At 65.4% G+C, this 11718-nt stretch carries 10 protein-coding genes; 2 read left to right on the top strand and 8 right to left on the bottom strand.

Annotated elements, in window-relative coordinates:
• Positions 1-91: 91 nt before the first annotated feature.
• The 5 genes from A5767_RS04595 to A5767_RS04580 all read right to left on the bottom strand — a co-directional run bounded on the left by A5767_RS04595 (position 92) and on the right by A5767_RS04580 (position 5999).
• Positions 92-1012, bottom strand: a complete 921-nt coding sequence (locus A5767_RS04595; protein ID WP_064851770.1) for an SDR family oxidoreductase — start codon at positions 1010-1012, stop codon at positions 92-94.
• Between the two features lie 107 nt (positions 1013-1119).
• The gene (locus A5767_RS23275) at positions 1120-1272 is read right to left on the bottom strand and encodes a hypothetical protein (protein ID WP_162836411.1); all 153 of its coding nucleotides are present in this window, start codon (positions 1270-1272) and stop codon (positions 1120-1122) included.
• A 244-nt stretch (positions 1273-1516) separates the two neighbouring features.
• A complete protein-coding gene (locus A5767_RS04590) occupies positions 1517-2956 on the bottom strand; it encodes a sugar transferase (RefSeq protein WP_064851769.1) in 1440 nt (479 codons plus the stop codon).
• A 280-nt stretch (positions 2957-3236) separates the two neighbouring features.
• Positions 3237-5291 (bottom strand): heavy metal translocating P-type ATPase, encoded by a 2055-nt coding sequence (locus tag A5767_RS04585; protein WP_064851768.1) that lies wholly within the window; start codon positions 5289-5291, stop codon positions 3237-3239.
• Positions 5292-5339: 48 nt separating this feature from the next.
• Entirely contained in the window at positions 5340-5999 is a 660-nt protein-coding gene (locus A5767_RS04580; RefSeq protein ID WP_082937600.1) for a DUF305 domain-containing protein, read from the bottom strand.
• A gap of 190 nt (positions 6000-6189) precedes the next feature.
• Here A5767_RS04580 and A5767_RS04575 point away from each other — a divergent pair, with 190 nt between their 5' ends.
• Together A5767_RS04575 and A5767_RS04570 are read left to right on the top strand one after the other, a co-directional pair.
• Positions 6190-6876 (top strand): response regulator transcription factor, encoded by a 687-nt coding sequence (locus A5767_RS04575; RefSeq protein ID WP_064851767.1) that lies wholly within the window; start codon positions 6190-6192, stop codon positions 6874-6876.
• On the top strand, positions 6873-7991 hold the full coding sequence (locus A5767_RS04570) for a sensor histidine kinase (protein ID WP_064851766.1): 1119 nt from the start codon (positions 6873-6875) through the stop codon (positions 7989-7991). The genes A5767_RS04575 and A5767_RS04570 overlap by 4 nt, the downstream gene beginning before the upstream one ends.
• Here the strand turns inward: A5767_RS04570 and A5767_RS04565 are convergent.
• From A5767_RS04565 to A5767_RS04555, 3 genes are all read right to left on the bottom strand, one after another.
• Entirely contained in the window at positions 7982-8419 is a 438-nt protein-coding gene (locus tag A5767_RS04565) for an SRPBCC family protein (protein ID WP_064851765.1), read from the bottom strand. The two genes, A5767_RS04570 and A5767_RS04565, sit on opposite strands and share 10 nt — an antisense overlap.
• Positions 8420-8525: 106 nt before the next feature.
• Positions 8526-9584 (bottom strand): MBL fold metallo-hydrolase, encoded by a 1059-nt coding sequence (locus tag A5767_RS04560; protein ID WP_231913118.1) that lies wholly within the window; start codon positions 9582-9584, stop codon positions 8526-8528.
• Positions 9585-9754: 170 nt separating this feature from the next.
• Positions 9755-11284, bottom strand: a complete 1530-nt coding sequence (locus A5767_RS04555) for a sugar transferase (RefSeq protein WP_064851763.1) — start codon at positions 11282-11284, stop codon at positions 9755-9757.
• Between the last annotated feature and the right edge of the window lie 434 nt (positions 11285-11718).

Below are 11718 nucleotides of genomic sequence, written 5' to 3'. Positions count from 1 at the left end.
CCCCCCCCCCCCCCCCCCCCCCCCCCCCCCCCCCCCCCCCCCCCCCCCCCCCCCCCCCCCCCCCCCCACGACTCGTTGATTACGGCTCGTTCTACGGCGAGGGCATCCCGCCGTTGACGTGGATCGTCGCACCCACCACGTAGCTCGATTCCGGCGATGCCAGGAACACGTAGGCCGGCGCCAGTTCGGTCGGCTGCCCCGCACGTCCGAGTGGGGTGTTCTGCCCGAACTCGGGCAGCTCTTCCTTCGGTTGGCCGTCCGAAGGCTGCAATGGAGTCCAGATCGGTCCGGGCGCAACCGCGTTCACACGGATGCCCTTCTCCGCCAGCTGGGTCGCCATGTTCTTCGTGAAGTTGTTGATCGCGGCCTTGGTCGACGAGTAGTCGATCAACGCCGGCGACGGCTGGTAAGCCACGATCGACGTGGTGTTGATGATCGTCGAACCCGGCTGCAGGTGCTTCAACGCTGCGCGCGTGGTGCGGAACATCGCGAGGATGTTCACCTGGAAGGTCTGCTCGAGCTGATCGTCGGGAAGATCGTCCAACCCCGCGACCGCAATCTGCTTGCCGGCGTTGTTGACGAGGATGTCCAATCCGCCGAGCTGTTCGACCGCCTGGTCGACGACGTCGGAGCAGAACGAGGCATCCGTCAGATCACCGGGAAGCGTGATCGCCTTACGGCCGCTCTCGCTAATGATGCGAGCGACGTTCTTTGCGTCGGGTTCCTCATCCGGCAGGTACGAGATCGCGACGTCGGCACCCTCCCGCGCGAAGGCGATGGCAGTAGCAGCGCCGATGCCCGAGTCCCCACCGGTGATCAGTGCCTTGCGTCCTTCGAGCCTGCCCGTGCCTCGGTACGAGAACTCGCCGATGTCTGCCTTGGGCACCATGTCGGCGTCGAGACCAGGCTCGGGCTGGTCCTGCTTCGGCGGCGAGATGGACGGATAGCGAGTAGTCGGATCCTGGAACTTCAGTTGATCGGTCTTATTGGTGTGCACGTCTTGCTCAGCCATGAGTACCGTCCTGCGAATCGATGGTTTCCGAGTTGCGTGAAAGCTCGTCGCAAATCGGCTTCCCGTCACGGACCCGTCGCAAACTCGGTCATCTGCGAGGTGAGCGGCTATCCGACGTCACGGATATCGTCCTCACCGTCCTCGTCGAGCGGCGGCGGGAGCTCACGTTCGTCGCGGGCACGAACGACCAGACCGAAGACCACAGCGACGGCGACGGATAGCACCAGCCACGAGACGAGCAGCACAAAAACCCAGTTCACATGTCGAACAACGGTTCGCCGGACCAAAAATGTTACCCGCGAGTAAGAACTCACCCGTAAATTCACCCCGCCTCGGCAATCAAGATGCGCCCCGCCCACTGGGAAAATCCGGAGACGCAGAGACCCCGCCGGAAGGCATGCGAGTAACCTTCCGGCGGGGCTCGACGTCACCGTGCAGGGGACGGCGACAGCCTGAGACACTACCGTGAAGTTGATCTTGGGGCGAGAATCGCTCGATCGAAGGTCAGTACGCGCCTTCGCTGGCGACGACCGCCTTCACGGTCTTCATGATGATCAGAACGTCGGAGACCATGGACCAGTTCTCCACATACGACAGGTCCAGACGCACCGACTCGTCCCACGACAGATCCGACCGGCCACTGACCTGCCAGAGGCCCGTCACACCGGGACGCACCAGCAGACGACGCTTGACCCGCCCGTCATAACTCTCGACCTCGCGACGCAGCGGCGGACGCGGACCCACCACGCTCATCTCGCCGCGCACGACGTTGATGAACTGCGGCAACTCGTCGAGGCTGAACCGGCGCAGGACCCGGCCCACACGGGTGACGCGCGGGTCCTCCTTCATCTTGAAGAGCAGGCCGGCGCCCTCGTTCTGATCGAGCAATTGGTCGACCAGCTTGTCGGCGTTCTGCACCATCGAGCGGAACTTGATCATTCCGAACGGAGTTCCGTCGAGTCCGATGCGCTCGGCCCTGTAGAAGATCGGGCCGCCGTCCTCGAGCTTGATCAGCAGCGCTACGACAGCGAAGACCGGAGCCAGACACAGCAGCGCGGCGAGCGAGAAGGCGAGGTCGAACAGACGTTTCCCACTGCGCTTCGCACCGTGATAGCTCGGCTTCTCCACATGGATCAGTGGCAACCCGGCAACCGGGCGCATCTCGATGCGCGGGCCGGCGACATCGACGACGCCCGTCGCCACCACCAGATCGGCGCGCTCGGGTTCGAGCTGCCACAGCAGGTCGCGGATGCCTTCGTGGCCGAGGGTCTCGGTGGCGGTCACCGCGACGGTGTCGGCACCCGAAGCACGCAACGCTTCGACGACGGTGCTCTCGTCGCCGTGGATCGGGATCTTCCGTCCGTCCACATCGATGCTCTCGCCCGGCACACCGGAATACCGCGGCACGCACACGCCCACCACGCGATAACCCTCACCGCTACGGCGCTGGAATGTGCCGGCCATATGGCGAACTGCGCGGGCGCCACCCACCACCAGCACCGACGTCGTGAACTCGCCCTTCCGGCGCCGACGTGCGACAGCTCGTCGCCAGACCCACCGGAAGAACAGCAGTCCCGCGAGACCCACGGGCAGAGCGATGGCGAGATAGCCGCGCGCAAGCTCCATCCGGAAGATGAGCGCCACGATGGCAACGAGACCGAAAAGATTGAGCGTCGCCGAAACGACGCGCTGATATTCCTCGAAGCCGGCGCCGATCACCCGCCTGGAGCGGGTACGGAACAGGGAAAGGAATGCGATCCACGCCGCGCCGAACGCAACGGAGATCAGCGTGTAACTCAGCGTTCCGACGCCGTCCATGGTGACGAGCGAATCCTGCCCGAACCGCATCACATGCGCGAGCGCAATGGCCAGCACGACGACCAGAGCGTCGGTGACGAACAGAGTGTTGACGTAGGACTTCTGCCATCCCCATCTGGTGGACATCCGAGCACCGGCCGGAGCGCCGGTACTGGTGTCGATAAGCGAAAGGTCATGTGCAGCATCGTCGTTCGTGTGACGAACTGTGGTCATGACGGAAGAACCCTCATAGTGTGTCTCCTCCCCGAGACGCTTCGACGCTCGAGCACCTCCCTGCACTCGGACGTCGACAACCCCGTATATCGATGCCGCGTCCTCCGTAGCGGCTCCGATACGTTATGCGATTGAGATCATCTCACAGAACTGTTGCGTGCGCGCGACAACAAAAGGGAAGTTATCGAGAAACTTATCCGTGAGTAGCGTGCTCGGGGTCGAGGTCGAGGCGCCGGAGCGTCTGGGCGTTGAGCGCAACGACGATCGTCGACGCCGACATGAGCACCGCAGCCACGGCCGGCGAGATCGCGATACCGGCGAAAGCGAGCACCCCGGCGGCCAACGGAACGGCGACGACGTTGTATCCAGTTGCCCAGAGCAGGTTCTGCCACATCTTGCGGTAACTCGCGTGCGAGAGCTTGATGATCGACAGCACCGCTCGCGGATCGTTCGCGGCGAGGACGACACCGGCCGACTCGATCGCGACGTCCGTGCCCGCTCCGATCGCGATACCGACGTCGGCGCGCGCGAGGGCAGGCGCGTCGTTGACCCCGTCGCCGACCATTGCGACGGTGTGCCCGCGCTTCTGCAATTCGGCGACCTTCGCGTCCTTGTGTTCCGGGAGCACTTCCGCGAACACTTCGTCGATGCCGAGATCGGCGGCCACGGCGTCGGCCACCTGCTGGGCATCACCGGTGATCATCGCGACCTTCACGCCCCGCGCGTGCAGGGCGTCGACGGCCTGCCGCGATTCGTCGCGCACGGTGTCCTCGAGCGCCACGGCTCCGAGCACCCGACCGTCGGAGGCAACGTGCAGCACCGATGCACCGCGTCGCACCCACCCGTCGGTGACTGCGGCGACGTCGTCGGGCACCGACAACTGCAGGGACGACAGCATGGACGGTCCGCCGATCGTCACCTCCACACCGTCGACCAGTCCGCGCACGCCGCGGCCGGGCAACGAGCGGAAGTCCGTCACCGCCATCCGCTCGGCCGACGGAACGCGGGCATCGGCGGCAGCCACGATGGCTCGCGCGACCGGGTGCTCACTGTCGGCTTCGACCGCAGCTGCCAGGGCGAGTAGGTGTTCCTCGTCGATTCCCGCCGTCGCGACGACACCGGTGACCTGATGCTTGCCCTGCGTGAGGGTGCCGGTCTTGTCGAACAGCACTGCGTCGACGGTGCGCATGCGTTCGAGTGCCAGACGATCCTTGACGAGCACACCCGCGCGAGCCGCGCGTTCGGTCGAGATTGCGATCACCAGCGGAATCGCCAGACCCAGCGCATGGGGACAGGCGATGACCAGGACGGTCACAGTGCGCACCACGGCTTCGTCGAGATTGCCGAGCAACGTCCACACGACAAAGGTGAGAGCACCCGCGATTGCGGCGAAATAGAAGAGGAACGCCGCGGCGCGATCCGCCAGCGCTTGCGCGCGGGACGAGGACGCCTGGGCATCGGCGACCATGCGCTGGATGCCGGCCAACGCGGTGTCCTCTCCCACCGCCGTGATCCGCACCCGGAGCGCGCTGTCGGTGGCGACGGTGCCCGCGACCACCGTGTCGCCGACGTCGCGGGTGACGGTCTTGGATTCACCGGTGACCATCGACTCGTCGACCTCGGCGGTCCCGTCGATGACGGTGCCGTCGGCGGGCACGCGAGCTCCGGCACGCACGAGCACCACATCGTCGAGGGACACTTCGTGCAACGGCACCTCGACGACACCATCGTCGGTGACCTTCTCTGCGGTGTCCGGCAACATCGCGGCCAGTGCTTCGAGTGCACCGGACGCCGAACCCAGCGCCCGCATCTCGAGCCAGTGACCGAGCAGCATGATGACGATCAGCAGCGCCAATTCCCACCAGAAGTCCAGGTCGAAACCGCCGACCTCGAGAGTCGTGGCCCACGACGCGACGAAGGCCACCGTGATGGCCATCGCGATCAGCAGCATCATCCCCGGTCGGCGGGAACGCAGTTCGGCCCAGCCTCCGGTCAGGAACGGCACGCCGCCATAGAAGAAGATGACGGTGCCCAGCACCGGTGGGATCCACTCGGTACCCGGAACATCCGGGAGGTGGTAGCCGAAGAGCTCGGCGACCATGTGGCTGAAGACCACGACCGGCACCGACAGGATCAGACTGACCCAGAACCGTCGCCGGAACATCTCGCCGTGGGCGCCGTGTCCCGCGTGACGATCGTGACCGGCGTGCTCGTGCTCGTGCGTGTGTTCGTGCACCTGCTGGGACATCGACAGCTCCTGACTCGGCCGACGGGACGAACCTACGACGCGGATCGGCTACAGAGTGGTCAACAACTGACGCATCGTGTCGATTTCCTTCTGCTGCGTGTCGGCGATGGTGCGGGCCAGCTCGACGGTCTCGGGATACTGCCCGTCCTCGATCTCGTCCTGCGCCATCTCGATCGCTCCCTCATGGTGGACGATCATCTGCTCCAGGAACAGGCGGGCAGCGTCGACGCCCTGCGCGTCGGACAGTGCCTGCATGTCCTGCTCGCTCATCATCCCGTCCATGTGCGGCATGTCGTCCATACCCGGCATGTCCGAGACAGGTGGCATGCCGGACATGTGGCCGTTCATTCCAGGAGCGTCGTCCCCGTGCATGGGCATGCCCCATTCCTCGAGCCATGCTTGGAATTGCTCGATTTCGGGTTGTTGCTCTGCCTTGATCTGCTCGGCCAGCGCCCTCACCGGCTCCGGGATGCCGTCCTTTGCCAGCAGCATGTCGCTCATCTCGATGGCCTGCGCATGGTGCGGGATCATCATGCGCGAGAACATCACATCGTCCTGGTCGAACCGCGCGGAGTTCGTCTCGGCGGATGTCGGGGCCGAAGTGGCGGTCGCCGTGGTTGCTTCGTCGCCACCGGAATCACTGCACGCCGACGCTGCAAACGTCACCGCCAGCGCAATCGCACCGGCAGCCAGAGTCTTCTTGTTCATGATGTCCACCCTCGCGGGTGTACTCCCGGGATCCGATGGAGATCGCATGAAGATTTGCTCAAGATCTGCGGGCGCATCGTCAGCACCTCTGCGGGTGACGATGATGGGTCCCATGCCTTCTTCTGCCCGTGTGACGGGACCTTCCGGCGGATCCGCACCCGTCCCGAGCTCGACCGCCCGGATGCGAGCCATGGTCGTCGAGGACGAGGGGTCGTTGGCGAAGCTCGTGGGTTCGTATCTCGAACGCGACGGCTTCGACGTGACGATCACCGGCGACGGATCCGAGGCCGTGACCCTCGCGCGGCAGGTCGACCCCGACATCCTGGTGCTCGACCTCGGCCTACCCGGACTCGACGGTGTCGAGGTGTGCCGGCAGCTGCGAACCTTCTCCGACGCGTACGTCGTGATGCTCACCGCGCGCACCGAGGAAGTCGACACCCTGATCGGTCTGTCCGTCGGGGCAGACGACTACCTGACGAAGCCGTTCAGCCCGCGCGAACTCATGGCCCGCATCCAAGCGATGCTGCGTCGTCCCCGGACCACCGCGCGGGTCGTAGCGTCCGCGAGGCGGGAGGCGCGGACGTTCGGGGAGCTGTCCCTCGACGTCGACGGACGGGAGGTCGCCGTGCGCGGCACGCCGGTCGCACTCACCCGCACCGAGTTCGACGTCCTCGCTGCCCTGGCGCAGGACCCGGGAGTCGTGTTCACCCGTGCTCAGCTCATCGCGGCCGTCTGGGGGCAGAATTGGGTCGGTGACGACCACCTCGTGGATGTGCACATCGGGCATCTGCGCCGCAAACTCGGCGACGACGCGAACCAGGGACGTTTCGTGCGCACCGTCCGCGGCGTCGGCTACCGGATGGGTACAGGACAATGAAGTCCCGCTCCCCCACCGCGACGAGTTTCGGCACCCGCCTGTTCCTCGCGCTCGTGGCCGTCGTCGTCGGATGTGCCGTCAGCGCATGGCTCGTCGCGTCCGCTCTCGCTCCCGGGATCTTCCACGACCATCTCGGACAAGCGGGGATCGATCACGATTCGAGCCAGGCCGCCCACGTCGAAGAAGCCTTCACCTGGGCCATCGTCCTCGCGTGGGGTCTGGCGGTCGCGATCGCAGTGCTGTTGGCCTCGGCGGTCAGTTGGTACATCGCGCGACGGATCCAGCGTTCGCTCGACACGGTGACCACCTCCACCGCGCAGATCGCCGGAGGTCGCTACGACACCCGCGTCCCCAGCCCCGACCTCGGCCACGAATTCGACGAACTGGCAACCAGTTTCAACGAGCTGGCACGACGCCTCGAAGCCACCGAAATCACAAGGCGCAGAATGCTCGCCGACCTCGGACACGAAATGCGCACACCCATCGCCACACTCGATTCCTATCTGGAAGCACTCGAGGACGGCGTCCGCACTCTCGACGACGACACCCGGCAGATTCTGCGAGCCGCCACCCACCGGCTGAACCGCCTGGCACAGGACATCACCGCGGTCTCCCGGGCGGAGGAGCACCTCACCCGCATCCATCGGGTGCCCACTACCACCGGCACCCTCGTCGCCACGGCGGTCGACGCGGTGCGCGAGCAGTACGACGGCAAGGGCGTGACGTTGCAGGCCGAGGTCGTCGAATCTGCGCCGGTGACGGTCGATCCCGACCGGCTCGGACAGGTGCTGGCGAACCTGCTGGACAACGCCCTACGGCACACACCGGCAGGAGGAAACGTCACCGTCGCCACTCGCATCCTGGGCCGCGGCCGAACGGAGATCACCGTGACCGACACGGGCGCCGGCATCGCGCCCGATCACCTCGACCACCTCTTCGACCGGTTCTACCGCGCGGACACCGCCCGCGACCGGAATCACGGCGGCAGCGGCATCGGCCTGACGATCGCGCGGGCACTCGTCGAAGCCCACGATGGTCGCATCCACGCGCACAGTGACGGACCGGGCTGCGGGGCCCGGTTCACTCTGGAACTGCCGACGGCGAGTCAGGCGTAATTGGACAGGACGAACTCGGTCAGCCCCTTCCGGACCGCTTCGACCGCATGCTTCTGGCCGCGCTTGAGCACGAAGCCGGGAACCGGGACCTTCGGTTCGAGCGACATGGTGACGTGCACTCGCGTGCCGCGCTCGGTCGGTTCGAGTGCGTACTCGCCGTCCTGGCTGCGCTGCATGGAGCTCTCGACGAGAGTCCACGACGTCGAACTCTCTGTCCACGAATGCTCGATCGTCTGGGTGTCGGAGAAGCCGAGCAGCGACAGGGTCATGCGGATCCGGAGCGGCCGGCCGTCGTCGTCCCGGGTGAGCACCTCGACGCTCTGGTGCGCCGACGACCACTCGGGAATGCGCTCGACATCCTTCAGGGCGCGCATCACCTGCTCGGGTGTGGCGTCGATGTCGAAACGATCGGAGACGGTGGCCGCCATGTCTGGTCCTCCTCGTCGAAAACGCGGTACATCCACCAGATGACCCCGGATGCCCCACGACGAAACCCCGCCGACAGTATCGGCGGGGTTCGGTCCGTGCTGTCGATCAGTTGTCGACCTGCACCTCGTCGCCGGTGATGAGGAAGGTCATCAGGTCGCTGCCGACGGTCAGCGGACCGTCGTAGTTCTCGCGGGTGCGTTCGACGAGCATCTCATCCGAGATGCCGGGGACGCGGCCCGGGATGCCGTTGACGATGTGGCTGTAGACCGCCATCTTCGGCTGGGTCTGCTCGAAGATGTCGCCGGCCTGCTGCGGGTTCGTGTGGTGCGCGTACACGCTGGGCAGCGCAGACGGATCCTCGAAGTCGGCCACCTCGTGCACCAGCACGTCGACGCTTTCGCCGAACTTCAGAACGTTCTCGGTGGGCACGGTGTCGCCGCTGATGAGTACCGACTTGCCCGCATAGTCGACGCGATAGCCGACCGCCGGCTGGATCGCACCGACCGGATCGTGCTCCACGGTGAACATCGTGACGGTGACGCCGTCCTGGTCGAAGACGACGCCGTCTTCTGCGAACTCGTGCGATTCGATCGGCGTGGTCGCGGGATCGACTTCCTTGTCCGCGACGCGCACGTCGATGTCGTTGCGGTAGGTGCTCTGCATTCCGTCGCCGATGTTCCGGACGCCGACGGGTCCGTAGAGCTGGAAGGCGCCCTCGCGCCCACCGAGTGCCGGGACGTAGCTGCTCATCCAGAGGTCGGACAGACCGTTGATGTGGTCGGAATGGAAGTGGGTGAGGAAGACGGCGTCGACCTGACCGACCGGAACGCCGGCCTGCGTCAGGCGGACTGTGGCTCCGCGCCCCGCATCGAAGACGAGGTTCAGACCGTTGGCCTGGACCAGCGTGGACATGCCGTAGCGCTCGGTACTCGGCACCGGGCTGCCCGTGCCGAGCAGCGTCACGCGCATCTCTCCCTCGGCGGGAGCGTCGGCCGCGGGGTGGGCAGAGTCCGAGGCAGAGCCGTCCGAGACCGTCGTTTCCTGGACCGTGTCCTGAGCAGCGGATTCTCCGGTGCTGCAGCCTGCGAGGACGAGCGCAAGCACACCCGACCCCACTATTGCCGCAGTGCGGAGTCGGCCGAATTCGAATGAGCGTCGTGACACCGGAGGTTCCTTCCGAGGGAATCAGAACTGTACGCACTGCGTACGTCACGAACGCTGTGCGTACATACTGTGCGGGTCATCACAGCGGAAAGTCAAATCACGGTTGGGTGTCGGAGATCGAGAACGGCCCCGGAGTCGAAACCCCGAGGCCGTTCTTTTTCGAGCTTGTGTCAGTAGGCGCCGTCGCTGGCGAGCACGGCTTTGACGGTCTTGCCGATGATCAGCACATCGCTCACCATCGACCAGTTCTCCACATACGACAGATCCAGCCGTACCGACTCGTCCCAGGACAGATCCGAGCGGCCCGAGACCTGCCACAGCCCGGTCACCCCTGGGCGCACCAGCAACCGGCGCTTGACCCGACCGTCATAGGCCTCCACCTCACGCCGCAACGGCGGACGCGGACCCACCACACTCATCTCCCCGCGAATGACATTGAGGAACTGCGGCAACTCGTCGATGCTGAACCGCCGCATCACCTTCCCGATAGGGGTGACCCGCGGGTCGTCCTTCATCTTGAACAACGGGCCGGCGCCCTCGTTCTGCGCCAGCAAGGTGTCGACCATCGTGTCGGCATTGGTCACCATCGACCGGAACTTGATCATCCCGAACGGCGTACCGTCGAGACCGATCCGCTCGGCCTTGTAGAAGACCGGACCCCGATCCTCCAACTTGATGAGCAGCGCGACCACCGCGAACACCGGCGCCAACGCCAGCAACGCCAGGCCCGCAAACGCCAGATCGAAGATCCGCTTCCCCGACCGCTTCGCCCCGTGATAGCTCGGCTTCTCGACATGGATCAGCGGCAGGCCGGCCACCGGACGCATCTCGATACGCGGACCGGCCACATCGACCACACCCGTCGCCACGACCAGGTCGGTGTCGAGCGGCTCGAGCTGCCAGACCAGATCGTGCAAACCGTCGCTGCCCAGGGTTTCGGTGGCGGTGACCACCACTGTGTCCGCCCCCGACAGCTCGAGCGCTTCGACGACGGAGTGCTCGTCGCCGTAGACGGTGATCTCCCGGCCGTCGACATCGATCACATCACCGGGCGCACCCGAATAGCGCGGCACGCAGACACCGACAACGCAATAGCCTTCCCCGTCCTGACGGGAGAAGGTGCGGGCCATGTGCCGCACCGCCCGGGCACCGCCCACAACGAGTACCGACGTCTGGAACTCACCCCGAGCACGCTTGCGCGCGATCACCTTCCGCCACACCCACCGCGACAACAGCAAACCGGCAAGACCCACCGGCAACGCGATAGCAAGAAAGCCACGCGCGATCTGCTGGTTGGTGATGAGCGCGATGATGGCGATGGCGCCGAACACGGCGAGCGTCGCCGAAATGACCCGCTGATACTCGTCGTAACCGGCACCGATCACGCGACGCGACCGCGTACGGAAGACGCTCAGCGCGCCCAGCCAGGCCACGATGAGGACGGCAGATACCACCGTGTAATCGAGCTGACCGCCACCTCCGGCGCGGAGTAGATCCTCGTAGCCGAAGCGGACGGTCTGCGCCAGGATCACGGAGAGGACCACGATGATCGCGTCCGTGAGGCACAGCCTCTTCACGTACACGTTCTGCCACTTCCACCGGTTGACACCGGTGCCGGGCGACGCGTCCGCGGGCGCACGGTCAGGTGCGCGCCGCGGAGCGTCGGACGGGTCGAGCCCTCGATCATCGACCGTCGTCATCCCGCAGTCCTCCCCATGAATGTGTCTCCTCCCCGAGACAAAACTATTTCCCGACGAATCCGGCCCCGGCGCTGGAACCGGACTCGAGCGAGCGTTACCCGAACTATCCCTGAGAAATAACTGAGCGTTACGTGTGAATCGAAGTCTTGTCGCAGATCAGCCGGGAAATCCAGACCCTGTTCGGTAGCCGGTCATGGGATCGTGTCGTGTGTTCGGTTGAATCCCTTGGTCTTCGAGTGCATCTACCTGGTCGTAGTCCGAACGATGGGAATACGGGACGTGATGATAATCACGTTTATGTAACGTTCTTTCCAACCCGGGACCCGATCGATTTCGCGAGATCAACGAGAGCCGGGCGCCGAATAGTGTTACTTCGAGTTTCCGAAACATCAAGCGCCCCCTGCCAGGTGGTGAGGACACCACGCGGCCCGCGC

It is taken from the genome of Rhodococcus sp. 852002-51564_SCH6189132-a, assembly GCF_001665495.1.
Taxonomy (GTDB): Bacteria; Actinomycetota; Actinomycetes; order Mycobacteriales; family Mycobacteriaceae; genus Rhodococcus; species Rhodococcus pyridinivorans.
The sequence above is the reverse complement of the archived record's forward strand: the minus strand, read 5'-3'. Positions and strand labels throughout refer to the sequence as shown.